We start from the raw sequence: 26,044 nt of genomic DNA, 5'->3' as shown, positions 1-26,044 counted from the left end.
CCCAGGATTGGGGAATCGGGCCGAGGCGTGGTTTCGCGTCGCCGGTAACCTAAGTCCGTGGCGATTGGTATGCCCGCTGTAGGAGCGGCCTTGTGTCGCGAAAGGGCCGTGAAGCGGCCCCAGCAGTCTTGAGGTGTACTTGAAATCCTGGGGCCGCTACGCAGCCCTTTCGCGGCACAAGGCCGCTCCTACAGGGGGTTGCGGTGAGGCTTGCTCACTACCGCTCGCGCATGAAGAACCCCGCCACGTACTTGCGGAAGGTTTCCAGGCTCTTGAAGTCGGCGTAGCGCTTGAAGTGCTCGGTGTCCGGCTCCGGGCCGACGGGTTGCGCCAACAGCGACACCGACAGCACCCGGTCCTGGTCCGAGCTGAGCAGCAGTTCGTCCATCACCTGGCCGCCGATCACCGGGCGGCGCATCAGTACCTTCACACCTTTGCCGGCCATCCAGTCGATCAGCGACACCAGCGCCTTGAGCGGTTCGCGCTCTTCTTCGCGGTACACCGGGAACAGGTGGGCGCGCGACAGCACCGGTACGCTGGCAACATGGATCATTTCGTAGAAATGGCTGCCGGCGGTGGCCGGCGAGTACAGCGCCAGGGCCAGCAACGGCCCGCTGGTGCGGCTGCCACCCCAGTATTGGTGATGGCCCTGGAAGTCGAAGCCGTCTTCGCTGCGCGCGTTGATCACCTTGCGCCCCTTGACCTGGTCCACGCAGTCGAGCAGCAGGCCGTGGCGGCGGTGGTTACCGAACACCGTGGCCTCGCGCAGGCGGGCCTTGAGCATCATCATGTGCTTCATGTCCAGGCGGGTTTCCAGGTAGTTGCTGGCCGGCACCCGCTCCAGCAGCGGATAGCGGCTGGCCACGCCGCGCAGTTCGGCGAACTGCGCGGTGAGGTCCTTCTTCAGGTGAGTGGCGTAGACGTTCAGGCCGCTGGTTTCGATCCAGGTCAGCAGCAGCGACAGCAGGCGTTGCTGTTCGCGGCGTTCGGCGGGCGTGCGGGTGGCGCCGGTGGTGTCACTGTCTCTGGCCTGGGGGTAGTCACCCAGCAGCCGCAGGGGCGTGTCCGGCGCCAGCCAGGCGGCCGGTTGGCTGGCCTCCTCGCCACGCTCGGCCGTGTCGCGTTCATCCTTGCTGAACGGGCAGCCTGGGGCGTGCTCGGGGGTGTCGGGGTTGTTGCGCAAAAACAGCGTGCCGGTGTTGCCGTTCAGCGACACGTTGAGCACCGGCAGGGCGTCCTTGCGGCAGTCGCAGGCCAGCCACTGGTTGGCGCCGCGCAGCTTCATCAGCCATTGGTTGGCTTGCAGCAGGCGAGGGCCGGCGAGGGTGCCGTTGACGAAGCCGACCAGCAACTCTTCCTCGGCAGGGGTGAGGCTGCGCACCGGCGCGGCGGTTTTTTCGATGATACGCATTGAGGGGCAGCTCCAAGCTACGAGCTGCAAGCTTCAAGCAAAGCCGCGTGGCTTTCAACTTGAAGCTTGCTGCTTGAAGCTGGCCGCTCAACTGCCGCCGAACATTTTCGCCGCGCGGGCGCGAATTTCCTCGACGCTCAGGTCCTCTTTGTGGGTAGAGATGAACCACATGTTGTTGAACGGATCTTTCAATGTGCCGCTGCGGTCGCCGTAGAACTGGTCCTTCACTTCGCTCAACGGCTTGGCGCCAGCGGCGATTGCCTGAGCGTAGACCTTGTCGCAGTCCTCGACATACAAATGCAGGCCGACGGCCGGGTGTTCGATGGTCTGGCTCGGCTTGAGGGTGTTCGGCATGTCGCAGGGGTCGCCGAGCATCAGCGAGGAATCGCCGATTTTCAGTTCAGCATGGCCGACGCGGCCTTGTGGGTCTTCGAGGCGGAACATCTCGACGGCGCCGAAAGCCTTCTTGTAGAACTCGATGGCCTTGGCGGCGTCCTTGATGCCCAGGTACGGGGTGAGGCTGTGCTGGCCTTCGGGGATGGGGCGGACTGCCATGTGCGTAATCTCCTTTCACGTGGGTTGGGTGCAACACCTTGGTGATTAGAGTCGTTTACGCGTATGGAAGATCGACAAGCGAGTTAGATCGATTGCCTATAAAAACAGGGGCGCAGCAGCGCCCCGGCGATCAGAAGATGTAATCGGTGGTCAGGAAACTCGACTGCCGATTGCGGATGATCTCGCTGATCAGTTCTTTGTTCGCCGCCTGGAACTTGGTCGCCACCAGCGTGCGAATGGAGAACACCCGCAACGCATCATGCACCGACAACGTCCCCTCGGCGCTGTTCTTGCGGCCGTTGAACGGGTAGGTGTCCGGCCCACGCTGGCACTGGGCATTGATATTGATGCGGCCCACCTGGTTGGCAAAGGTGTCGACCAGCGCGCCGATGGTCTCAGGGTCGTTGCCGAACAGGCTCAGTTGCTGGCCGTAGTCCGAATCGAGCACGTAGTCGATCACGGTGTGCAGGTCGCGGTACGGCACCACCGGCACCAGCGGGCCGAACTGTTCTTCGTGGTACACGCGCATGGCTGGCGTCACCGGGTAGAGCAGGGCAGGGTAGAAGAACGAGCCACGGCTCAGGCCGCCACCTTCGTTGAGTACCTGTGCCCCCTTGCCCGTGGCATCGGCCACCAGGCCGTCGAGGTAGTCGACCTTGCCCGGTTCCGGCAACGGCGTCAGCGCCACCCCCGGCTCCCACGGCATGCCCGGCTTGAGCGCGGCGAGCTTGCGCTGGAACTTGTCGAGGAATGGCGCGACCACGTCCTCATGCACGAAGAGGATCTTCAGCGCGGTGCAGCGCTGGCCGTTGAACGACAGGGCGCCGGTGACCGCTTCTTCGACGGCGTTGTCCAAGTCGACCTGGGGCAGCACGATGCCGGGGTTCTTGGCGTCCAGCCCCAGCGCGGCGCGCAGGCGGTGCGGGCGTGGGTGCAACTTTTTCAGGTCGGCGGCGGCCTTGTGGGTGCCGATGAAGGCGAACACGTCGACCTTGCCACTGGCCATCAACGCGCTGACGGTCTCGCGGCCGCGGCCGTAGATGACGTTGATCACGCCGGCCGGGAAGCTGTCACGGAATGCTTCGAGCAGCGGGCGAATCAGCAGCACGCCGAACTTGGCCGGCTTGAACACCACGGTGTTGCCCATGATCAGAGCGGGGATCAGCGTGGTGAAGGTCTCGTTCAGCGGGTAGTTGTAGGGGCCCATGCACAACGCCACGCCCAGCGGCGCACGGCGGATCTGACCGAGGGTGCCCTGTTCCAGCTCGAAGCGGCTGGAGCGACGGTCGAGGTCCTTGAGGGCGTTGATGGTGTCGACGATGTAGTCGCAGGTGCGGTCGAATTCTTTCTCCGAATCCTTGAGGTTCTTGCCGATCTCCCACATCAGCAACTTGACCACCGCCGTGCGTTGTTCGCGCATGCGCGCCAGAAACGTTTCGACGTGCTGGATGCGTTCGGCCACGCGCATCGTCGGCCAGGCGCCACGGCCCTTGTCGTAGGCCTGCACGGCGGCGTCCAGGGCGGTGAGGGCGGTGTCGGCGTCGAGCAGCGGCGCGCTGCCGAGGATCACCTGGCGCTCGCTGTTGCCGTCCTGCAACCACACCGGGCTGCGTACCGTGGCCAATGGGCCGTCCCAGCGCCGCAGCTCACCGGCCACCAGGTAATCGCGTTGTTCCAGGGGCTCGCCCAGGCGCCATTGCGCAGGGATATCCTCGGGGGCGGGAAACAGCGAGTCGAGCAGACGGTCCATGGGTACTGCACCTCTTGTGTTTGGCTGGGTGAAACGTTTCAGTATCGGAGCATGCACCCAGCGCCAGAAAAGCACCAGTCTGGCTCAACATTGCCCTGGGTGCGCCGATACAGCATGAATCGCTCCCGATTCCAGGCCTATGACCAGTCGCAACCACTCCGCTTTCGATGACCCGCTGCCCGAGCCGGGCAGCGTGCGCCGCACCTTGAACCACCTGTTGCCGGTGGGCTTCGCCGTGATCGGTATCAGCCTGTCGATGGTGCTTGGCCACCTCGACGCCCAGCGCGAGCAGAACGAACAGGTGGCCAACCTCGCCGCGCGCCTCTCGGGTGTGCGCGGGGCGCTTGAAGCGCAACTGCGCTCGGCGTTCAGTGAGGCCGAGGGTATCGCCCAGCTGATCAGTGCCGACGGTACCATCAGCGACGAGCACTTTCGCGGCATGGCCCGCGATGCCCTGGCTTCGGTGCCGTACATGCGCCATATCGCCCTGGCCCCGGACGATGTGATACGTCAGGTCTACCCCTTGGAGGGCAACCAGCGAATCCTCGGCCTGGACTACCGTCGGCTGCCTGAACAGTTGCCCCTGGTAGCCTCGGCGCGGGAGCGTCACACGCCAGTGCTGGCCGGCCCGCTGCAGCTGTACCAGGGTGGGCGGGCGCTGATCTACCGGCGGCCGGTGTTCGTCAACGGCAAGCGTGGGGTGAGCTTCTACTGGGGCAGCGTTTCGGTGGTCGCCGACATCGACCGCCTGCTGCTGGCCGCCGGTCTGCGCCCGGAAGCCGGTTTCGAGCTGGCGGTGCGCGGCAGCGATGGCAAGGGCGCGGAAGGTGAGCTGATCTGGGGGAGTGCCGAGCTGTTCGATTACCCCCAGGTGAAGGTCAATGTGGAGGTGCCGGGCGGGGTCTGGGAGATGGTGGCGGCGCCGCGAGGCGGCTGGTCGGCACTGAACCTGTTCAGCTCGCCGTTGTTCCTGTTCGCCCTGAGCTGCACCGGGTTGTTCAGCCTGTTCGTCGCCCAGCTCAACCGCAAGCAGCGGCTGCTCGAGCTGCGCAACCGCGAGCTGCGCCAGTACCAGGCCCAGTTGGAGCGCCTGGCCCACTACGACACCATCACCGGCCTGCCCAACCGCGTGTTGTTTCAACAGCAACTGAGCACGGCTATTCGCCAGGGCCATGGCCTGGCGGTGCTGATGCTGGATATCGACGGTTTCAAGCAGGTCAACGACAGCCTCGGCCATCCGATGGGCGACTTGCTGTTGCAGCAGGCCACCGCGCGCTTCTTGCAGGAACTGGACACCCAGGATCGGGTGTGCCGCCTGGGCGGCGACGAGTTCGTGTTCATGCTGCAGGGGGCTCAGGGCCAGGTGAATCACCAGATCCGCGCCCTGCTGCGTTGCCTGCAACGGCCGTTCGACCTCAACGGCAATGCCAGCCTGGTCACCGGCAGCATCGGCCTGGCCTGGTGCCCGCAGCATGGCGAGGATGCCGACAGCCTGCTGCGCCATGCCGATACGGCCATGTACGCGGCCAAGGAAAGCGGGCGCAATGCCTGGCGCCCGTACCTGCCGGACATGACCGAGCGCCTGCAGCAGCGCCTTGAGCTCGAACGCAACCTGCGCCGGGCACTTGAACGCAACGAGTTCGAGCTGTGGTACCAACCCAAGCTGGACCTGTTCAGCGGCCGCCTGGAAGGGGTGGAGGCGCTGTTGCGCTGGCGCGACCCGGACCATGGCCTGGTGTCGCCCGCCGAATTCATCCCCCTGGCCGAACGCACCGGCCTGATCATCCCGCTGGGTGAACGGGTACTGGAGTTGGCCTGCGTGCAACTCGCCGCCTGGCGTGCCAGCAACAGCCTGCCCGGGCCGCTGGCGATCAACGTCGCGGCGTTGCAGATCGAACGCAGCGACTACGTCACCAGCCTGGCCTCGGCGCTGGAGCGTCATGGCTTGCCGGCCAACCTGCTGGAAGTGGAAATCACCGAGAGCCTGCTGATGGAGAGCCAGCAGCAGGCCTGCGCGGTGCTCGCGCAGTTGCAGGCCATGGGCGTGGCCACCGCGGTGGACGACTTCGGCACCGGTTATTCGTCGCTGGCCTACCTGCGCGCACTGCCCATCGACCACCTGAAGATCGACCGGGCCTTCATCAAGGACTTGCCCGGCGACGACGACGCGGTGGCCATCGCCCGGGCGATCATCGACCTGGGCCACGCCCTGGGCTTTCGCATCACCGCCGAGGGCATCGAGACCCAGGCGCAGTACGACTTCCTGCGCAACGCCGGCTGCGACCAGGGCCAGGGCTTCCTGCTCGGCCGGCCGATGCCGGCCGAGGCGTTGCAGCAGTGGCTGACCGACAACCAGGCGCTGCGCCGTTTGCCCGCCAGCTAGCAAGGATCAAGGGATGTCCAGTGCAAGCAGGTCGGCAGCCGGCCAGCTCAGGGCATAGCGACGCAGGTCCGGGTCTTCGTCGATGCGTTGCAGGCGGCGCCAGATCTCGTCGTGCATCCCTTCCGGGTCACTGAGGTAGGTGTCGTCGACCAGGATGGCGCGCAACTTCCGGCGATAGTTCAGGGGCAGCCTCTGCCACAGCTGGCGCTGCTCAGGGGTAGTGCCTTCGAGCAGTTCTTCGTATTGATAGTCGGCCACCAGCAGGTCGATGCCGTGCTGTTGATGGTAGGCATCGATCTGCTCCCTGAGGTCATCCGTCAACCAGTTGCTTTCCAGTTCCAGCGCGCGGCCTACAGGCTCTGGCAAAACCAGCCCCGCAGGGAGCGAGGTGAACTGGTTGTCGGAAAGGTCGAGCACCTCCGCGCGCCCCAACGCCGCCAGGCCCGTGGGTAGTTGCGTCAGGCTGGCGCTGTTCAGGTGCACCGTTTGCAGTTGGACCAGGTTGCCCAGGGCTGGGGCACGCAGCAGCGGATTGTCGGAGATGTCCAGCTTGATGAGGTTGGCCGAGCGTTCGAGTTGTCGCTGGGCCAGGTCGTCCCAGGTGATGCGGTTGCCCTGCAGGTCGAGCGACAACAGGCGCAGTGGCCGTGCCAGCATCGGCAACCTGGCCAGGCGGTTGTTGCGCAGGTAGAGGCGCTCGAGCCGCGGGAACCGTTCGAGGAATTCGGGGTGCAACTCGCTCAACGGGCCGTTGTCGCTCAGCTCGAGCTCCTGGATGTGCTTGAAGTCGTCCGGCAGCGCGAGGCTGGCGATCGCCTCGTTGTCCAGTGCCAGGCCCCGCAGGTCGAGGGTATGCACGGGCTCGCCGTGCTCGAGCGTGGTGATCGAGTCACGGCGCCAGGCACGCACGAGCGGTGCGATGGCGCGCTGGCGGCCGGCAGAGGCACCGGCCCATGCCGCCAGTTCGTCGCGCAGGTTTTGCAGGCGCTCGTGTAACCGATCCAGTTCGATTTCCACCGGCCTACCCGCGCGCAGCCAGCGCAGGCGTTGATTATGAAACGACGTGACGCTGGCGCTCGGGTAGACACGCCGGTAGCGGCCGAGCTGGCTGCCGCGCAGGGACAGTTGTGGATAGACGCTGGTGGTATCACCGCCGGCAAGTGCGCCGCCCTGCCAGCGTTGCTGGGTGTTGCCCCAAAGCCGCCAGGTGGTGCCCTGGCGGTCGGCATTGACCTGGGCGAACACGCTTTTGCGCAGCTTGTCGGCATCCTCTCCGGCCAGGCCCAGCGCATGGCGGCGCACCTTGCGCAGCGCCGCGAGCACAGCGCGGCACAGGTCGTGATCCTGCAGGCCAGGGGCGGGGAGGTCGCCGCGGTAGGCTTCGTAGCCGCTGCTGGCCTTGATCACGATGCCATGCTCGGCGGCCTCGCTGGCACCGATGGCGCGCAGCACGGGGCCTTGTGCGCTGCCGGCGCGAAGTTCCAGGCGCACCTTGTCCGACCAACCCGGCAGGCGCTCGAGGCAGGACAGCAGCAGACGCTCGCTGTCGGCAGTGGCCAGCCGCCCCAACCACAGGCCTTCCAGCGCGCGGGCCAAGGGCAGGTCACTGGCGACCTGTTCAGCTGCCTGGGTGAGCCAGGCGGGCAGTTGGCCACTCGCGGCCGCCGTGGTGCGTTCACCGGGCGTCAGCCGCGTGAGCAGGCGCCTGGCCAAGGGGCGGGTCAGGCGCGAGTGGGCTTGCAACAGACGTTGCGACAGTGGATCGGGCGGGGTGATGGGGTCGTAGAGATTGTGGAACAGCGCGCTGTGATCGAGCGCCGGATCACGCGCCATCTGCGCCAGGGCCTGCTGTTCGGCACGCAGGCGTGCCAGCGTATCCGGCAGCAGCGCCGGTACGGGCCGGCCTTGCAGGTGCACCTGGCGCAGGGCGTCTTCGGACAACCCGCACACCTGTGCCGCACGATGCAACTCGGTGTCGGTGAAACCGTCGAAGTCCGGCCCCAACCGCCGCAGCAGATAGATCAGCGACCAGTCCTGGGGTTGCTCGTGTTCGGCGCGCCAGGCGCCTTCGTCGTTGTGCTCGAGCAACGGCTGGTAGGCCTGGTCGTCTTCCGGGTGGACGATGCGCCAGCGCTTGAGCCGCAGGTCCAGGCGTTGTTCATGCAGATGCCCGTCGATCCGGATGAAGGAGCGGCCTTGCATCTCGAACTGGCCTTGGGCATTGGCCTGCAAACCTTCTGGCAGTACCACCGGGCTGCGGTACGGTGCCAGGTCTGGCTGCCACAGGCGGCGCTGGCCATCGGCGCTGTTGACCGGGTCGAGGTTTTCCATCAATGGGCTGTTGAACAGTTTGGGCAACACCTTGCCAGCCACATGCAGGCCACCCAGTACCGCCAGGTTCAGGCCGACCGCTTCGAGGTGCTGCAGGGCCAGGTGGCGATCGCCGACACTCCACGCCTCGTAGCCTTCATAGGCTTCCCCCAGCAACTGGCAGGCCGTCACCGCCAGCAGCAAGGTGCCCACGCCGGGGACGAAGAAACCGGCCACCGTCAGCATATCCAGGCCCAGGCTCTGCCATTGTTCGAGCCGGCGCTTGCGCGCCTGTTCGTCCGCATCGGCGGTGGGCACCGCGAGCAGGCGCGCCTCGGCTTTGATGCGCGCCACGTGGCGATCCTGCATGAAGCCGAACAGCTCGCTGTCGATGGTTTTCCAAGTCAGGTGGAGGTTGGCCTGGCGGGCACGGACCCAGGTCTGGTCGCTGGCACCCTGGCCGCTGGCGTCGAGGTTCTGCGCCAGTACATCGAGAAACTGCGCGCGCAGGTCCAGGGGCAGGTAGTCGCAAAAGCGTTGGCGGGCAGCGGGTTCGAGCAACAGCTCGGCCAGGGCGTCCGCCACCGCCGGGCGGTCCTTGCAGTGGCGCAGTGCCGGGCTGTGCCCGGGCAGGTAGAGCAGGTGGCCCGACGTGCCGTTATCGATCACCAGCACCTCGTGCACGGCAAGGCCGAACAGCTCGAGGGTCCGGCAGGGCGGGGCGCTGCCGTCCAGCAAGCGCTGCACCAGGGCGTGATCAACAGCATCGAGGGTGTGGTTCAGGTAGCCAAGGTCAGCTGCCAGGCGCAGGCGGTCGCGCAGTACGGTAATGGCCAACGCCCGACGCTGGACATTGGCCTTGCCGTCAAACATCCCTTGCAGGTGCTCCTGGTAGCGCTGGCCCAGATCAAGCTCGCGGCACAGGTCGGCGAAGGCCTGGGGCCCCAAGGGCAGTGCCTTGACCTGGTAGGCCTGCGACGGCAACGGGAAGTTGGCGCCAGGTGTGTCGTAACTGCCCGGCGCAGTGCCTTCGATGGTGATGTCGCGCACATGGATGTCGTCGGGCGCCGCCAGGGCACTGTGGTTGTCGAAGGTTTCGTCGACGGCGAAATTCAGCAATGCCGCCTGCAGCAGGCTGTGCCGTTCGCTGCTGTACTGGAACACGCTGCCAAGCCAGGACCAGGTGCGCTGTACGCGCAGCAGCTCGGTGCCGCGCACGGGTGCGACGCTACCGTGTTGCGCCAGGCGAGCCTGTAACAGGGGCTCGCAAAACTCGGTGATCTGCCGCAACCCCTTGAGTGACCGTGCCAGCGCCTGCTGCGAGTGCGCCAGGCGGGCCTGGCTGGCGAGCACAGCTTCACGCAGGTCACGGGCGGCGTTGGCGAACCAGGTGGCTTCGCGGTCGGGTAGATCCTGGGCGGGCTTGAGTGCTTCGCGCAGGGTCTGCCACTGGTCAGTGGTGGCATGGTGGGTCCAGCGTGGCAGACGCTGTTCAAGCAGTAATTGATGGGGATTTTCGTTCATCGCAGGGCTCCTGTTCGATAAGGCGAACAGCAGGCGCCGAAAATGCTGAGGTGGTGCGGTAGTTAATTGATCGCTGGCGATAGTTTTTGGTGCAGGTGCAGGTGCGCATCGATATAAATTTGACGCCATGCAATAGCGAGTGGCGATAGCACTTTGCCGCTTGCAAAGTGTTTTTCCTCCACCTTTAATTGTTTCTGAATGTGAGTGCGATGGTTGAATGGCAAAACGTGCAATATCAATGTGTTAACTCGAAGTGTTGAATGATTACGCTCTACTTTTAGGTTTATCTATCAATAAACAGAAAAGGGATGTCGGCGCACGATGAAACAGTCAATGGCGGCTATTGCCCGAAAATTCATTTCGCCCTCCATGCGGTATGAGCTCAGGAACCTGTCGAGCAAGGGGCGTGACCTGCTGGGGCGCGCCTGCTTCTGGCGCTGGGAAGTGGCGCGGTTTCGCCTGCAGCAGCAAAGCCCTTACGAGATTCTCTATATCGGCCGCCGGCAACAGCGAGAGATGGCCAAGCTGCTGATCGGCGGCAAGGCCCAGGCGGCGGTGGCCGAAGAGGTCCAGCCAGGCCAGTCGGCCGCCGCCGGCCACGTGGTGGTGGTGAGTGAGATGCCATCGACGGGCGCTTTGAGCGTGCCGCACTACCTCAGTGCCGTGGTGCCGCTGGGGCGCCCGCTGGAGGAAATCACCGCGCGCTACGACGGTGAACTGCGCCGCAGCATCCGCAAGAACCGCCCGCACTACCAGATGCGCCAGACCCTTGACGATGGCGAGATCGGCATGGCCGACCAGACGCTGCTGCGCCCCTATGCTTCGGCACGCCAGGGGATCCATGCGGCGCAGTTCCCCACCGACGAAGTGTTCCGCCTGGCCAAAGGGGTGGGGCGCCTCGACCTGATTACCCTGGACGGTGAGGTGGTGGCCTGTCACCTGGGGTGCGAGATCACCCGTGGCGGCAAGCGCTACTGGAGCACCTTGCGCTTCGGTTACTGCGAGGCGGTGTTCAGCGACGCCAAGCGGCTGCGCGAAGTCAACTCGATCACCACCTTCATGGCCCTCGAGTGGGCCTTGGAGCATGGCTACGACTACTACGACATCGGCCTGTGCGTGGCACGCCCGGATGACGGCCTGCTCAAATGGAAGAGAAGGCGTGGCGGCGACATCGATGGCCTGAACAACCATGCCTACCTGTTCGTGCGCCTGCCCCGGGCCGGCGTGGCCCGGTTTCTCTGGGATACGCCGTTGTTCGCGGTGGAAGGCAACAAGTTGACCCTGCACCTGGGCGTGCCGGATGGCCCCAGCGACGAGGAAGTGGCCAGCCGTTACCACGAGATGGTCTTCGGCGGCTTGCACAAGATCTACCTGTACGGCGCCAAGGGGGCGGGCGAGCAGTTTCTGCAAACCTTGCACGACCGTTACGCCACCTTGCAGTCACCGCCAACGATGGAACGCATCGTTTCCGGTTGAACCGTTCGCAGCGTTGCAAGCATACGGCGCGGCGCGCCAGGCCATCAGTGGGGAGGACATGCCATGGCAAGCGGTATTTCGAATTTCAGCGCACCGCCCGTGCGGCACAACACCTGGACCCTCGCCGCATACCGGCACATGGCCCGCAAACGCCTTGCGCACCAGCCGGATGTCGATATCAAGCTCATCGCCGATAAAAGCTGGGATATCGCCCCTGGCGAGCGGACCGTCTCGCCACCCGCTTTCTACCTGCCCAACCAGCTGGAGCGTGTGACAGGTTGGGAGGCACGTTTCTATCCCTACGTACATCCGGCGCGCACCATGGAAGGGGGCGTCACGGTGGAGCAGGGGCCCACCCGCGGTTACTTGCTCAAGGATGTCTGGCTGATCGACGGCGCGTTGTACAAGGGCGCTGCCAGCCACTGGCTGTCGCACAAGCCCAGTACCTTTCCACGCATCAGTGTCGACCACGAGATCGAGCGTGGTGCGGTGTATTGCACGCAGAACGGTAACTCCTGGTTTGGTACCTGGTTGATGGAAGACTGCGTCACCTACGCACTGGCCTGCGATGAGGGGGTGCCGGTGACGACCGCACCCTCGGCGAGGTTTCCATTGTTCACCCAGGCGCCGGCCTATGAAGACTGGCTGGGCATGCGCCCGTTGCGCCTGCGCAGCGCGTTCTTCCGCGAGCTGGTGCTGTTCGATGATCAGAGCAACAACCGCAGCCGGCATGCCCGCTACCGGGCCATGGGTCAGAAGTTACTGGCCCATGTGAACCCTGAACCGCACCCGGGGGTATTCCTTCTGCGCGGTGGTGATGGCGACCTGCGTCTGCTGCGCAACGAACTGGAGGTTGCCGAGCATCTGCGCAAGACCCGGGGCTTTCGCGTCGTCGACCCGCTGAAGGCCGATGTGCCGAGCATCGTCGCTGCCTGCGCTGGCGCACGGGTGGTGATCGGTGTCGAAGGCAGCCAGCTGGTGCATGGCGTCAATGTGCTGCAGCCAGGGGGAGCGGTGCTGGCGTTGCAGCCGCCAAACCGGTTTGTCAGCTACTACAAGTACCTGACCGACCGCGACCACCAGCATTTCGGCTTTGTAGTGGGGCTGCCCGAGGGTAATGGCTTCCGCATCGACATCAGCGAAGTGGAACGCACGCTGGACCTGTTCCCCGCCTGAACCCATCAGGACAGGGCTGCCAGCCTAAGCCTGTGCTGGCTGGAGTTTTGACGCTAAGCACAATCATTGGCATTTGGCTTCTCAGCCATGAAACAGCTGAAGGGGCGGTCGAGCAGCAAGGGCAAGGTGGGTACTTGCTGTATCTGCCCTGCGAGGATCTTCGAAGATCGGCGCTGTTTCCAGCTATCCGCCACCGTTCCCGTTGACCGAGCCATTGCATAATTCATTTGGCGGAAAATTGACGATGAGGGTGGGCTCCGATTGAGATTTATTATGGTGTCGGATCGTTGACGTAGTGTCATTGTGCCCATAAGCTCAAATTCACCAGCGATTCATTTCTCCCGCGCCAAACAACAATAACTTTCCTCTTGCCCAGGAGGGCATCATGCGCTCGACTCTTTTCATCAAGTCCATCTTCTTGTTGGTATTGTTGAGTGGTGCTGCTCGGGCGGCCGACTCATATATGAGCCACGCCAGCGTCATTCCAATGGCGACAGCGGGTTGGCTCTTTGCATTTGCCGTGATTGGTTTTGTCGTCGTCGCCAATAGAAGAAAAATCTGAAGCACATCAAGTTGTTGCATAACTACTAAAAAATGACGCCAGTTAAAGTTGCACTTTTCTTGTTCAGGGAGCCCGTATATTGACAGGTCAACGTTGTTGCTGGAGGCCCCGCCCGCAACCACGGCTTGTCAATTTTCCAGCCATTGCTATATTCCAGTAGCCAGCCCGCGCGGTACAGCCCTTGACGGACCGTCGCAGGTGGTGTGGCTTCCAGGATGATCGGGGCCATCGCAGCAGGATTCTTGGCTGCGGCGTGGAGCGAGAAGTAGTGCGTTGTTCTCAATCAGTGCTCTTTGCAGGCCATCCGGCCGGAGGGACCCTCTCATGGTACGTCTACTGTCTGCTGCGTTGTGCGTGCTGCCGCTGTGGTCCGGGGTCAGCTTCGCGGATACGCTTCCCTCATCCTACCTGCTCAACCCGGGTGACAAGGTGTCCATCTCGGTATGGCAGGAGGACACCCTCAAGCAAGAAGCTGTCGTGCTGCCGGATGGCAGCATCACCTTCCCATTGGCTGGCCGCATCGAAGTGGCCGGGCTGAACGCCACGGCCGTTGCCGAGAAGGTGAAAACCGCGCTCAAGCCTTACCTCGCCGAGCCGAACGTCAGCGCCGTGATCACCAGCACGGCCGGTAACCAAGTCTACGTGCAAGGCAAGGTGATCAAGCCCGGTGCCGTGCCCATGGCCGGCCCCACCGACGTGTTGCAGGCCTTGAGCATGTCAGGCGGCATGGACAAATTCGCCGACGAAAGCGCCATCAAGGTGGTCCGCGGTCAAAAGGTCATGCCGGTGCGTTACAAGGACCTGATCTCCGGGCGAGACATGTCCACCAACTTCCAACTCCAGGCGGGCGACACGCTGGTCGTTCCATGATCTGTCTGACTCAATATTAAGAACGCATAGTGCCAATTATTCGAACAACAAGCGTTGCAACGGCAATCATGATGATGCCGTTTTCCGGCCTGGTTCAGGCCGCCAACTGGCAGTCTTCCGTCGTGGTGCCCACTACGGTCGAATACGACAGCAACCCGCTGTTGCTGACGTCAGACGAGAAGGGTGTTATGCGCACACTCATCGAGCCCACCTACAACCTTGTCGGCACCTACGGCCGTGACCAGGTGAACCTGGGCCTCGGTGTGCATGTGCTGCGCTCGTCCGACACCAGCGTGATGGACGACCGTGAAGACCCCGACGTCAATCTCGGCTGGACGCGCGACACCGAGCACGGGCGCTTCGGGCTGAAGGCGCAATATGTCGAAAGCTCGACACTGTCTGGCAGCGTGCTGGACACCGGTGTGGTGACCACCGACGGCACGCAGAAGATGACCCTGTTGACCGGCACCTGGACCCACGCGCTCACCGCGCGCACCACGCTGGACAACCAGACCACCTACTCGCATGCCCGCTACGACATCGCCAGCCTGACCGGCTACGACGAGTATGCCAACGCGACCACCCTGACCTACGCCTTCAATGAACGCACCGATGTGTTCACCGGCCTGCTGGTGCGCCGCTATGAGCCCGAGCAGACCGACAGCGCGCGGGCATCGAACAGCTACACACCGACAGTGGGGGTCAAGTACCAGCTGACCGACCGCCTCGAAGGTACCGTGCACGCGGGCGTCAACAAGGTGTCGGGCTCCGGCGGCGGCCACAGAGGCGAGGGCGGCGTGGTGCTCAGCTACAAGGGCGAGCGGTCCGACGCCAGCTTCAGTGCCGAACGCAGCACCGTGGCCAGCGCCGAGGGCGGCTTCGCCGAACTGGATATGGTGCGCGGGATGTGGAGCTATGCGCTCGGCGAGACCAACCGGGTGGGCCTGGAGGCTTCCTGGCAGGACGCCAAGGGCCAGACCCCGAACACCCTGCAAACCTACAGCGCCTGGGCCAGCCATGAGTTTTCGCCATTCTGGGACCTGCGCCTGTCGGCGATGTACAAAGAGCGCCAGCAGGATGACGTTCCGGATGCAACAGCGACGATCGTTGGCCTGACCTTGACCTACAGGTTCCCCGACCTCTGACCCTTCAGCGTGGTGCCCGTCCATGAAGACTGAATACGAGATGTCCGTCAAAGATTACCTCGCCATCATCAAGGACCGGGCACTGCTGCTGGGGGTGAGCATCGTGGTCATCCTGGCGGCGACGGTAGCCGTGGCCGTCAGCGTGCCGCCCATCTACCAGGCCACCGGCACCATCCTGGTGGAGTCGCAACAGATCTCGCCCGAGCTGGTCTCGGCGAACAACAACAGCTTCGCCGACGAGCGCATCGAGGTCATCCGCCAGCGCGTGATGACCCGCGAGAACCTGCTGCGGATCATGGACAAGTACGGCCTGTTCGCCGATCGGGGCCGGCAGCTCAGCGAGACGGACAAGATCGACCAGATGCGTAACGCGATCGTGGTCAGCACCGTCAGCACCTTCGTCAAGGGGCGTGGCGAGACCACCGTGGCGTTCAATGTGTCGTTCGAGCACAAGCGCCCGGAAGTCGCCAAGGAAGTCGCCAGCGAGCTGGTCACGTTGTTCCTCAACGAGAACATGAAGCAGCGCACCGAACGGGCCAGCGAGACCACCGAGTTCCTCACCCAGGAAGCGAACAAGCTGGGCGCGGAACTGGCCACCCTGGAAAACCAGCTGGCGGACTTCAAGCAAGCCCATGCCAACGCCTTGCCCGAGAACCAGGCCCTGCGCATGAGCATGCTGTCGCGCTCGGAGCTTGAGTTCCGCGAAGTCGACCGCGATTACAAGAGCGCCCAGGAAGAACTGCGCTATCTGGAGGTGGAGCTGTCGGCAGCCAATGCCGGCCTGGCCGCCAAGACCGACGGCGCACGCCCGGGTGCGAGTGATCCGCAGGACCTGCCCAGCCTCAAGGCCGAGTACGCCCGGCTGCTGACCCGCTACACCCCGGCACACCCGGACGTGCAGGCGGTCAAGCGCAAGATCGACGCGTTCCAGGCCACGGGCAGCAAGGACAGCGGCGCTTCCAGTGTCAGCCTCGATGTGTCCCGGGCCCGCACCAAACTGGTGGCCGCCCAGGACCGCATTGCCTCGCTGGCGGAGCAGAAGCGTCAGCTCAGCAAGAAAATCGAGGGGTACGAGGCGGATATTCTTGAAGCACCGCAAGTCGAGCGCGGCCTGGTGACGCTGCTGCGCGACCACGACAACGCGCGCAAGAAGTACGAAGAAATCCGCGCCAAGGAAATGGGCGCGAAGATCACCGAAAGCCTGGAGCAGGAAAACAAGGCCGAGCGCTTCGTGTTGCTGGAGCCGCCGTTGATGCCGGAGAAACCGGTCAAGCCCAACCGCAAGAAGATCGTCGCCCTGGGCCTGGTACTGGCACCGGCGGGTGGCGCTGCGCTGGTGATGCTGCTGGAGATGCTCAACCAGCGCGTGCGCGGTGTCGGCGCCCTGGAAAGCGTGCTGGGCCAGCGGGTGCTGGTGGCCGTACCGTTCATCGCCACCCACGCCGAACAGGCCAGGCGCAAGAAGTTGCGCGTATGGGCGGTCATCGCCGCCCTGGTGATGGCGGCTATCCTGATGTTGCTGGTGCATGTGTTGTACATGCCACTGGATCTACTGCTGATTAAAACTATGGCGCGGTTTGGATAGGGAATGCAGCGATGGACAGGAATTCGTCGGCAACAGGCAAGAACATCCACCAGGTATCACCTGCCGAAAAACTGCCCGCACCCTTGGTGCCGCGCACCGAGGTGCTGGACCCGTTCGACTACGTGCAGACCCGCATCGTGCCACTGCGGGCAGACCATCTGGAGCGCCACCGGATCGTGGCCTACAACAAGAACTCGAACATGAAGTGGCCGTTCGACCTGCTGCGCACCCAAGTGCTGCAGGCCATGGAGGAGAACGGCTGGCGCACCCTGGCGATCACCTCGCCCACGCCCGCGGCCGGCAAGACGGTACTGGCGGTCAACCTGGCCATGAGTATTGCCCGCAACACCAACAAGACCGCGTTGCTGGTGGATTTCGACCTGCGTCGGCCGCGGGTGGGCAGCACCCTTGGGTTGTCGATGGAAAAGGCGCTCAACGAACTGCTCAGCGACAAGGCCAGGCTCGACGAGGTGCTGGTCAACCCGGAGCTGCCACGCTTCGTGGTGCTGCCGACCCGCGAGCCGATTGCGCTGTCCACCGAGATGCTGTCTTCACCGCGGGTGAGCAACCTGATCACCGACCTGCGTGAGCGTTACGACGAGCGCATCTGCATCTTCGACCTGCCGCCGTTGCTCAGCTCCGACGACGCGATCACCGTGCTGCCGAAGATCGATTGCGTGCTGCTGGTGGTGGCCAACGGGGTGAACAGCAAGAAGGATATCGAGGACTGCCTGTACCACCTGGGGTCGGCCAACCTGGTCGGGGCGGTGTTGAACAAGGCCGAAGCGGAAACCCGCGAGTACTATTGAGCGCGGCCTGAGCACATACCCCTGGCGTCAATGCCAGGGGTATTTTTGTTCCCAGTGCCAGGCGTGGCGCACGATTTCTTCCAGTGAGTCATGCACAGGTCGCCAGCCCAGTACTTCGCGGGCTTTGCCGGCATCGGCCACCAGCCGCGGCGGGTCTCCGGCGCGGCGTGGAGCGTCCACCACCTGGATGTCGCGGCCGGTCACCTCACGCGCCATGTCGATCACCTGCTGCACGGAAAAACCCTGGCCGTTGCCCAGGTTGAACGCCGTGCTCGCGCCGCCCTCAAGCAGATAAACCACCGCCAGTGCATGGGCCGAAGCCAGGTCGGCGATATGCACATAGTCGCGGATGCAGGTACCGTCCGGCGTGTCGTAGTCGCGGCCGAACACCGTGACCGCCTCGCGGCGGCCAGCGGCGGCCTGCAGGATCAACGGGATCAGGTGAGTTTCCGGTTCGTGGCATTCGCCGCCTTCGCCGTGCGGGTCGGCACCGGCGGCATTGAAGTAGCGCAGGCACACCGAGCGCAGGCCATAGGCGCGGTCGAAATCTTCGAGGATCTGTTCGACCATCCACTTGCTGCGCCCGTAGGGGTTGATCGCAAGCTTGGGGTGCTGTTCATCGATGGGGATGCGTTGCGGGTCGCCATACACGGCGGCGGTGGAGGAGAAGATCAGGCACATCACCTGGGCGCGGACCATGGCCTCCAGCAGCACCAGGGTTGCCGCCACGTTGTTCCGGTAGTACTTGCCCGGCTTGCTGACCGACTCACCGACCTGGATGTAGGAGGCGAAGTGGAAGACGGCATCGAACCTGTACAGGCTGAACAAGGTATCCAGGGCATCGGCGTCGGCGATGTCCAGGCCAACCCATTCGATGTCGTACCGCGGGCGGGTGGTATCCGCCACCACCACTTCATGGTTGGCCTGCAACAGGTGCCTGACCATTTGCGAGCCGATATAGCCTGCTCCACCGACCACCAAGAACCTCATGCGGACCTCCTGGAAGCTGTTGCCTGGGCAATTGTCCCTGCGCCCGCTGAAGCGGGCCTTTCCAGACTCTAGATGGCTATTTGAGGAACAGCCAATTGGCCATCTGCCGGCCGTCGAAGGCGATGACGTAGCGGCCGGCGTCGTAGCGGGCGGGGAGCTGGCTTTCCTGGCCGGCGGCGCTGCGCCGGTACAGTTTCAGGCCCGGCGCGGCCTTGATGCTCAGGGTGCCGGCCAGGGGCTCGACATGGAAGGGCGTCTTGTCGTCTGCCCGTGGTAGCGCCCGGGTGCCCAGCGAGATCAGCAGCGACCGCGACTGGCCGAACGGTTTGCCGTCCAGGCTTTGTACCGCGACGCTGGCGTAAGGGGTCTGCAAACGTATCTGGATGTCCGTCAGGTCGATCGACTGGTTGCCCAGCCAGCCGGTGGCGGCCTGGGTCAGTGGCGTGTCGATGGTGTACAGGCCCTGGCGCCAGTCGCGTTTCAGCTCGCCGGTGTCGGTGGTGGCGGAACTGGCATCGCTCGGTAGCACGGACTGGTCCGGATCGTTCAGCACCTGCGCACCGGCTGCGATCACCCCCGGCTTGAGCCACGGCAGCTGCGGCGTCGCAGGCATGGCGACCTGCAGCCGGCCCTTGGTCATGGCGGTGCGCAGCAGCACCGAGCTGTTGGGGGTGATGGCACGGTTGAACAGGGTGTCGGGCGTGGGCGCGAACACGTAGCGGGTCGTGGCCTTGCGCACATCGCCACGGCGGTAGAGCAGGGCGGCGGCGGGCAGGGTGGCGAGCATGGCCGGGTCGTTGTAGGCGTGCCAGTTGTCCGCCGTGCGCCAGCCCTCGATGAATTTCTGCTGGCTGTAGGCGTACTGCATCAGCCCATCCCAGCCCTGGTGGCTGGCGGTACCGGCGATGAACAGCGGCAACGAATGGCGATCGGGGGTAGGGAAGGGTTCGGCGTTCCACTCGGTGACGGTCATGGGCATGCCCGCTACCTGGGCCGAGGCGAGCCAGTCGACCAGGCCATCGCTGGTCAGCGGGTTCTTTTCCAGCTGGCCCCCGGCGCCGTAGCTGTGGGCATCGATCACATCGCCCGTGGTCAGCGCTGGCAGCGCGCTCAAGCCATTGCCGCCCCAGGTGCTGGTGGTGACGATCGGCACCTTCACCCCGAGCCCGCGCAGGTGCGCGATCATGTCGACGTCGAAGCGGTGTTCCAGGTCGTTGAGGAACAGCTTGGAGGGGCCATGCTCCCACGTGCGCCAGACCTGCTCGGCGGGCAGCTGCTGGCGCTGGGCGAAGGCCTTGGCCTCGTCCATGAACAGCCGGCTGTGCTTGGGCACGTTCTTGTCCGGCAGCAGGGCGTTGCCGAAGTGCTGGGTGATGTCGTTCTCGTTGGTGATCAATATCGCGGCGACGGCCGGGTCGTCCTTGTAGGCAAGGCCGGTGTAGCCGTTGACGTGGGTCAGGTACTGCTCGGCGAAGCGCTTCATGGCCTGTTGCAGGGTGACGTTGACATAGGCGTAGCCCTTGAGCCCTGCGGCACCATGGGTTTTGGGCAGTTCCTCGAAGGCATAGATGTCGTCGTCGCGGGTGACCGGGCGCTCCACATGCAGGTCCAGCCACACATAGATACCCTCGTCCTTCAGGCTCTTGATCCACAGGTCGAGCTTGCGCAGCGACTCGCTATTGAGCTGCCGGGTGTCGCGCAGGGTGGTCATGTCGCCAAAGATGTTCGGGCTGACCCAGGGTGAGTCGTGGTGATGCAGGCGCACCAGGTTGAACCCCAGTGCCGACAGGCGCCGGGCCTGCACCTTGATCTCCTCGTCCGGGGTGCCGAACAGCGCGTAGGCCGTCAGGTTGGTGCCCCAGAAGCGCGCCTGCGTGCCGTCGGCGAATTGCAGCTGCTCACCGACCGCCTTGACGAAACCACGTTTGCCGGCAGGCTTTTCTGCGGCGTTGAGAAACGCCAGGTCGACCGGCGAGGTGCGCCAGTCGAGCTGGTCGTCTGGCCAGCCCTCAGGGTCGGCCAGGCCGAAGCGTTCACTGGGCGTGGGTCCGATATCGACGCCGGCCCCCACCTGCAGCTCGGCCTTGATCTGTTGGCGGCCGGGCTGGATCGCGTCCTTGTAGAAGAACGCGCGCAGTTCGCTGGGGTTGCCGCGCTCGAAATACACCTTGGCCAGCGGCGGCTCGAAGCGCATTTGCAGGCGCTTGTCGCCCTTGCCCCAGGCCCAGCCGCGATTGTCGGGCAACAGCTCGGGGGCGCCCATCTCGCTGGCGATCAGTACCGGATCGAACTGGAACACGATGCCGCCGCCCATCACGTTGGCCTGCCGGCTGTGGGCGTTGAGGTCGAAATTCCAGGCGAGGGTGCGGGCCTCGGGCTTGTCGATCTGTGCCTTGAGGTCGAAGTCCAGGTCCTTGTTCAGGCCCTCCAACGTGTAGCGGTAGGGGCCCTCCACCTTGGTGCGCGTGTAGAAGCCGGTCCAGCTCCAGTCTGTGCCCCAAAAGTCGAACTTGGCGATCATCGCCGGCCCTCCGCCACGACTCAGGGTGGGCAGGCCGTTCTGCTCCTCGACCCTGACGCTCCAGTCGCCGGCATTGCCAGGCTGGGGCAGGAACAGCAGGGCGAGCAAGGGCAAGGCGCGCAGCAAGGCACGTGGCGTCATGACGATCTACCTGGGTTGGAGGCGGGTGGTGGCCAGGGCGGTGGTGCGGGCCGTGCGCATCCTGCGGACCATCTGCACATAGGCCACGCCAACCCCTGCCACCGACCAGTACACGGTCGGTATGACGGTGATGCTGCTGACGGTGAAGATGATCACCAGGATCCCCACCAGGGTCGCCAGCAAGGCCCTGCCCAGCTGGCGGTGCTCGTCATCCTTGTCGGGGAAAGCGAGCAGGGCCCGGCGGATGCCCAGCAGCACGCTGGCGAAGAACGCCACGAACAGTGCCAGGCCCACCAGGCCGACACGCAGGGCGAGGCTCACGTAGGTGTTGACGATATCGATGATGCCGTCGCCCTGGATCATCGACTGCATTTCCGGGGTGCTGCGAAAATCGAACGAACCGAACAGTGGGTTGCGCTGGATGACGATCCACGAGTTGTCGAGCAGGCGCTCGCGGTAGGTGATGTTTTCTTTCTCGAGGTTGCCGATGAACGGCAGCATGTCGAGCACCTTCTCACCGCCAGGCACCACCGTGAGCAAGGGCAGTGCCAGCACCCCGGCAACGGCCAGCAGGGTGAGGCGCTTGACCGCGCCCTTGCCGGTGGCGATGAACACGCCGACGATGATCGCAGCGCCAATCCATGGGCCGCGCGACAGCGGTGCCACCAGCCCGGCGGCCAGCAGCAACGCCCCCAGCAACCGTTGCAGGTTGCTGCGCACATAACCCTGAACGAACAGGAACAAGCCGATGGCCACGCTCATCACGTAGCCCAGGGCGATGGCCTGGCCAGTGGTGACGCTGGCGCGCAGCGAGCCGCCGCGGCTCAGGTAGCTGGCCATGCTCCATTGCACGCCCATGGCTTCGAGCAGGGCGTTGTACAGCAACCAGTGGCGCACGGTCTCGGCCACGCCGATCAGCGCCAGCAGGAAGGCGGCGAGCACGAACGCCAGCAAGGCGTCCTTGAAATCGCTGACCTGGCGCAGCGAGCGACTGGCGACGTAGTACGGCAGAAACACGTCGAGGTACAGGTACAGCGCCTGGCGCAAGGTGTCGGTGATCGTCGTTTCGCGCAGGTAGAGCACGCCCATGAGGACGATACTGGCGGCCAGCAGCCGATCGGGCCACAGGCGCCCGAAGCCGGGTGTCTCAGGTTGGCGGCGCAAGGTCAGGGCAGCGGGCAGCAGCACACAGATGGACAACAGGCGCAGGTGGTTGAGGTCGATCAGGTAGTTGACCACGCCAAAGCCTGGGATTTGCACCGCTGCCGAAGGGATCGCGAACAGCAGGATGAAGAACAACGCCATGACGTTGCGCTCGCGGCGCCCGGCCAGGTACATGATCAGCGCCGCCGCCGCGGCATACACCCAGTAACTGTGGGAGAAGAACGCCACCAGGGTCACGGCGAACCACAGATTGCGCCGACGCTTGAAATCGCTGAGGGGAATCAGGTCGGTGGCGGCCCGGCGAGCGAGCACGAAGACCACCGTGGCGAGGAACAGAATGACGATCAGTGCACGAAAATGTTCAGGCATTGGCAACGGCACCTATCCGCTGGTGGTGAACGGCGAGTGTCCTGTCTCGGGAATACGTTCTCTTTTGGCGAGTGGCTTGGGTGTTTGGCCAAGGCGCTGCGACGAGTCATGGCCGGGCTATGGCGAGGAGTGGCAACGCCGGCCGGGCGCTCAAGACGCCGCCAAAAGTGAACAGCTTATTCCCGAGACAGGACACTAGCATCATGGCTAATTGAAACTATAGTGACTTCTAGCCATTTCAGTCAGGGATCGAAGCCATGCCGTCGATTGATGTGTCTGCATCCAGGAGCCTTCGTCGGCGCGCCATGGGGGCGGGGGCCTGGAACCTGTTGTCGCTGGTCGCCTCGCAGGTCATGCGCCTGGGCGGCAACCTGATCATCGCCCGCCTGTTGCTCCCGGAAATGTTCGGGGTGATGGCCATCGCCACCACCGTTTCGGTGCTGTTGCACCTTCTGTCGGATGTCGGCCTGCGGCAGAACATCATCCAGAGCCATCGCGGTGACGACCCGCTGTTTCTCAACACTGCCTGGACCGTGCAGATCGTGCGCGGCTTCGTGCTGTTCGCCCTGACCCTGCTGCTGGCCCTGGCCTCCTGGCTTACGCAACTGGGCAACCTGTGGCCGGCCGATTCCACCTATGCCGCGCCCGAGCTGCCCATGGTGCTGGCGGTAACCGGCATTTCGGCGCTGATCTACGGCCTGCAATCGACCAAGATAGACGTCGCCGTGCGCACTTTCCAACAAAAGCGCGTGGTGCTGGTGGAGCTGGGCTCGCAACTGGTGGGGTTGATCGTGATGCTGGTGCTCGGCTACCTCACCCGCTCCATCTGGGCGTTGGTGCTGGCCGGCCTGGCCGGAGCGCTGACCGGCACGGTGCTGGGTCACGTGGCACTGCAAGGGCCGCGCAACCGCCTGCAGTGGGACCGCAGCGCACTGAACGAACTGGTGGTGTTCGGCCGCTGGATCCTGCTGTCGTCGATGGTGGGTGTGCTGGCCATGTACGGCGACCGCATGTGGTTCGGCGCCAGCATGAGCGCGGCGGAGCTGGGTGTTTACTCGATCGCCGTGCTGATTCTCGGCTCGCTGCAGACCGGGCTGCTCAAGCTGGTCGGCTCGGTGGCGCTGCCCGCGTTCAGCGAGGCTGCCCGAGAGGGGGACACCGAGCGCCTCAAGGCGCTGTACTACCGTTCGCGGCTGATGGTCGACCTGGTGATGCTGTTCGCCTGTGGTGGGTTCCTCACCGCCAGCCCCTTGCTGATCGGCTGGATGTACGACGAGCGCTATGCCGAGGCAGGCACTATGCTCAGCATTCTGTCGCTGTCGTTCTTCACCTTGCGCTACACCCTGGCGCACCAGATCTGGATTGCCCAGGGGCTGACCAAGTACCAGGCGATGGACAACATCATCCGGCTCGTTGCGCTGTGGGTAGGGTTGCCGCTGCTGTTGGCGATTGGCGGCACGAAGTATGCGATCTGGGGGGTCGCCTTGCATACGTTCCCGACACTGGTGCTGATCGTGTACGTCAACCGCAAGCTGGGGATCTTCAGCCTGCGGCGCGAACTGATGGTACTGCCGATGTTGCGGAGGCAATCCGGGGGGGCGGGGGGGGGGGGGGGGCATGGGCAAGCTACAGTTGTGTACTCAAGGGCGCAGGGGCTTCCTGCGCGGCTGCGTGGTGCTGGGCATCGGCGCGGCGTTGATCGGCAGTGATCAGGCGCAACCGCCCGCCAAGGCAACCCGTGAAGCCTCGGCCAGCGGTGGTTTCGTGGTGATCAACGGCTGGGTGCTGCCGTCGCAGTATTTCCGGGACGGGCAGGCATGATCCGCGACTACCAGACGCAGAAAACCCTGCGCGAGGATTACGACGTCTGCATCATCGGCGCCGGCCCTGCGGGCATCACCCTGGCCCTGCACCTGGCCAAGGCCGGCTGGCGCGTGTTGCTCGCCGAAGCCGGTGGGCACGAGTACTCGCCGCGCTCGCAAGCGTTCTACCACTGCACCTCCACAGGGCTTGAGATGTACCCCCAGGAGACCCGCTTGCGCTACCTGGGCGGCACCTCCAACCACTGGGCGGGCCGTTGCCGCCCGTTCACCCCGTCCGACTTCGCCGTGGCCCCACCCGGCAACCTGCCGGGCTGGCCGATCCCCTACAGCGATATCGAACCCTACCTGGCGCCCGCCATGGCCATCGTCGACCTGCCCGAGGGCGCCGACTTCCAGCCCTTGAACACCGCCCTGGCGGGCGGTGACTTCGACCCCGACCGGTTCCTGCTCAGCCCGCCGACACGCTTCGCCCAGAAATACGCCTCGGCGCTTGCCGACACCGCGGGGCTCGACGTGTTCATCAACTGCAACTGCGTGGACCTGGAGTTCGACCCGGCTTCGGGGCGCCTGGCGGCGGTGGTGCTGTCCGACTACGAGCGCCAGCGTCAGCGCCTGGTGGCCAGGCACTTCATCCTGGCCACGGGCGCCATCGAGAACGCTCGGCAACTGCTCAACAGCCAGTCGCTGCGCGCGGCAGGCGTGGTGGCACAGGATGGGCTGGTCGGGCACTGCCTGATGGAGCACCTGAACGTCGACATGGGCACCTTCATCCTCAAGGATGGGCAGAATGGCGAGCCGCGCGAGTACTACACCACCGACGCATTCGTTGCCGAGTACCAGGCCGGCAAGGGCAATGTCGCGGCCACCGTGCTGTCGGAGGTGCGCACCTATGGGCGCACCGCCGAGGTCAAGCACTTCCTCGAAAGCCTCATGTGCGACATGGGCTGGGCCAGCAAGATCGACTTCATCGCCAAGTTCAGCTGCCCGGGCGATGGCGTGCTCAGCACCATGATCGAGCAGTACCCCAACACCCAGAGCCGTATTTCGCTGCTCGACGAGAAGGATGACCTGGGCATGTATCGGGTCAACGTCAACTGGGCACTGAGCGCTGGCGATCGCCACACCATCCAGTGCATCGGCGGCGAACTGGCCAAGCAGTTCGCCGAGACCGGCCTTGGTTTCATCAAGCTCAACGATTATGTCTACGACACCGCGCTGCCGCTGAAGCTGTCGCCCCATGCCCACCACATGGGCACCACGCGCATGGCCGCCGCGAAGGAGTTCGGTGTGGTCGACAGCGATTGCAAGGTGTTCGGCACCGACAACCTGTACGTCGCCGGCAGCAGCATCTTCGCCACCGGTGGCGCCTCCAACCCGACCATGCCGCTGTTGCAGTTCGCCCTGCGGCTGGCCGATCACCTGGACAACAGGATGAAAGCGGCGCACGGCGCGCACGTCTGAGCAGTACGGCAACACGCAG

Annotated in this window: 18 protein-coding genes and 1 pseudogene; 11 read left to right on the top strand and 8 right to left on the bottom strand. The window is 64.5% G+C overall.

Going from position 1 to position 26,044, the window contains the following annotated elements; translation table 11 throughout:
* Positions 1 to 217: 217 nt before the first annotated feature.
* The 3 genes from IX761_RS06945 to IX761_RS06935 form a co-directional block, all read right to left on the bottom strand.
* The gene (locus IX761_RS06945; protein ID WP_194788871.1) at positions 218 to 1,411 is read right to left on the bottom strand and encodes a hypothetical protein; all 1,194 of its coding nucleotides are present in this window, start codon (positions 1,409 to 1,411) and stop codon (positions 218 to 220) included.
* Positions 1,412 to 1,498: 87 nt separating this feature from the next.
* Positions 1,499 to 1,966, bottom strand: a complete 468-nt coding sequence (locus tag IX761_RS06940) for a VOC family protein (protein WP_194788870.1) — start codon at positions 1,964 to 1,966, stop codon at positions 1,499 to 1,501.
* 130 nt (positions 1,967 to 2,096) lie between these two features.
* Positions 2,097 to 3,716, bottom strand: a complete 1,620-nt coding sequence (locus IX761_RS06935; RefSeq protein ID WP_194788869.1) for an NADP-dependent glyceraldehyde-3-phosphate dehydrogenase — start codon at positions 3,714 to 3,716, stop codon at positions 2,097 to 2,099.
* A gap of 139 nt (positions 3,717 to 3,855) precedes the next feature.
* Here IX761_RS06935 and IX761_RS06930 point away from each other — a divergent pair, with 139 nt between their 5' ends.
* On the top strand, positions 3,856 to 6,099 hold the full coding sequence (locus tag IX761_RS06930) for a putative bifunctional diguanylate cyclase/phosphodiesterase (RefSeq protein WP_194788868.1): 2,244 nt from the start codon (positions 3,856 to 3,858) through the stop codon (positions 6,097 to 6,099).
* A gap of 6 nt (positions 6,100 to 6,105) precedes the next feature.
* Here IX761_RS06930 and IX761_RS06925 read toward each other — a convergent pair whose 3' ends face one another.
* Complete coding sequence (locus IX761_RS06925; RefSeq protein WP_194788867.1) at positions 6,106 to 9,933, bottom strand: dermonecrotic toxin domain-containing protein; 3,828 nt, start codon at positions 9,931 to 9,933, stop codon at positions 6,106 to 6,108.
* 321 nt (positions 9,934 to 10,254) lie between these two features.
* Between IX761_RS06925 and IX761_RS06920 the strand changes: the two genes are divergently transcribed.
* The 3 genes from IX761_RS06920 to eppA all read left to right on the top strand — a co-directional run bounded on the left by IX761_RS06920 (position 10,255) and on the right by eppA (position 13,147).
* Positions 10,255 to 11,409 carry a hypothetical protein gene (locus tag IX761_RS06920; protein WP_194788866.1) on the top strand — a complete coding sequence of 385 codons (1,155 nt, stop codon included), beginning with the start codon at positions 10,255 to 10,257 and terminating at the stop codon, positions 11,407 to 11,409.
* A 63-nt stretch (positions 11,410 to 11,472) separates the two neighbouring features.
* Complete coding sequence (locus tag IX761_RS06915; protein ID WP_194788865.1) at positions 11,473 to 12,585, top strand: glycosyltransferase 61 family protein; 1,113 nt, start codon at positions 11,473 to 11,475, stop codon at positions 12,583 to 12,585.
* A gap of 385 nt (positions 12,586 to 12,970) precedes the next feature.
* Positions 12,971 to 13,147: an EPS-associated small membrane protein EppA gene (gene eppA / locus IX761_RS06910; protein ID WP_194788864.1), complete on the top strand. Its 177-nt coding sequence runs from the start codon at positions 12,971 to 12,973 to the stop codon at positions 13,145 to 13,147.
* A gap of 25 nt (positions 13,148 to 13,172) precedes the next feature.
* Here the strand turns inward: eppA and IX761_RS06905 are convergent, their stop codons facing one another.
* Entirely contained in the window at positions 13,173 to 13,430 is a 258-nt protein-coding gene (locus IX761_RS06905; protein WP_194788863.1) for a hypothetical protein, read from the bottom strand.
* A gap of 41 nt (positions 13,431 to 13,471) precedes the next feature.
* Here IX761_RS06905 and IX761_RS06900 point away from each other — a divergent pair, with 41 nt between their 5' ends.
* The 4 genes from IX761_RS06900 to IX761_RS06885 all read left to right on the top strand — a co-directional run bounded on the left by IX761_RS06900 (position 13,472) and on the right by IX761_RS06885 (position 17,556).
* Positions 13,472 to 14,017, top strand: coding sequence for a polysaccharide biosynthesis/export family protein (locus tag IX761_RS06900; protein ID WP_194788862.1), 546 nt, complete (start codon positions 13,472 to 13,474; stop codon positions 14,015 to 14,017).
* 74 nt (positions 14,018 to 14,091) lie between these two features.
* The gene (locus IX761_RS06895) at positions 14,092 to 15,162 is read left to right on the top strand and encodes a hypothetical protein (protein WP_228533318.1); all 1,071 of its coding nucleotides are present in this window, start codon (positions 14,092 to 14,094) and stop codon (positions 15,160 to 15,162) included.
* A gap of 22 nt (positions 15,163 to 15,184) precedes the next feature.
* A complete protein-coding gene (locus IX761_RS06890; protein WP_194788860.1) occupies positions 15,185 to 16,747 on the top strand; it encodes a GumC family protein in 1,563 nt (520 codons plus the stop codon).
* Between the two features lie 11 nt (positions 16,748 to 16,758).
* The gene (locus IX761_RS06885; protein ID WP_194788859.1) at positions 16,759 to 17,556 is read left to right on the top strand and encodes a CpsD/CapB family tyrosine-protein kinase; all 798 of its coding nucleotides are present in this window, start codon (positions 16,759 to 16,761) and stop codon (positions 17,554 to 17,556) included.
* 27 nt (positions 17,557 to 17,583) lie between these two features.
* On the opposite strand, the gene galE is transcribed toward IX761_RS06885, so the two are convergent.
* The 3 genes from galE to IX761_RS06870 form a co-directional block, all read right to left on the bottom strand.
* Positions 17,584 to 18,546 carry a UDP-glucose 4-epimerase GalE gene (gene galE, locus IX761_RS06880; RefSeq protein WP_194788858.1) on the bottom strand — a complete coding sequence of 321 codons (963 nt, stop codon included), beginning with the start codon at positions 18,544 to 18,546 and terminating at the stop codon, positions 17,584 to 17,586.
* Positions 18,547 to 18,622: 76 nt separating this feature from the next.
* Complete coding sequence (locus IX761_RS06875) at positions 18,623 to 21,208, bottom strand: cellulase family glycosylhydrolase (RefSeq protein WP_194788857.1); 2,586 nt, start codon at positions 21,206 to 21,208, stop codon at positions 18,623 to 18,625.
* A 6-nt stretch (positions 21,209 to 21,214) separates the two neighbouring features.
* Complete coding sequence (locus IX761_RS06870; protein WP_194788856.1) at positions 21,215 to 22,741, bottom strand: O-antigen ligase family protein; 1,527 nt, start codon at positions 22,739 to 22,741, stop codon at positions 21,215 to 21,217.
* 257 nt (positions 22,742 to 22,998) lie between these two features.
* On the opposite strand from IX761_RS06870, the pseudogene IX761_RS06865 reads away from it, so the two are divergent.
* The 3 genes and pseudogenes from IX761_RS06865 to IX761_RS06855 form a co-directional block, all read left to right on the top strand.
* A pseudogene (locus IX761_RS06865) lies at positions 22,999 to 24,321 on the top strand (oligosaccharide flippase family protein); the annotation flags it as partial.
* A gap of 91 nt (positions 24,322 to 24,412) precedes the next feature.
* On the top strand, positions 24,413 to 24,562 hold the full coding sequence (locus IX761_RS06860; RefSeq protein ID WP_228533297.1) for a hypothetical protein: 150 nt from the start codon (positions 24,413 to 24,415) through the stop codon (positions 24,560 to 24,562).
* Positions 24,559 to 26,025 carry an FAD-dependent oxidoreductase gene (locus tag IX761_RS06855; RefSeq protein ID WP_194788853.1) on the top strand — a complete coding sequence of 489 codons (1,467 nt, stop codon included), beginning with the start codon at positions 24,559 to 24,561 and terminating at the stop codon, positions 26,023 to 26,025. The genes IX761_RS06860 and IX761_RS06855 overlap by 4 nt, the downstream gene beginning before the upstream one ends.
* Positions 26,026 to 26,044 lie beyond the last annotated feature (19 nt).

This window comes from Pseudomonas sp. UFMG81 (genome assembly GCF_015354575.1).
GTDB lineage: Bacteria > Pseudomonadota > Gammaproteobacteria > Pseudomonadales > Pseudomonadaceae > Aquipseudomonas.
The sequence above is the reverse complement of the archived record's forward strand: the minus strand, read 5'-3'. Positions and strand labels throughout refer to the sequence as shown.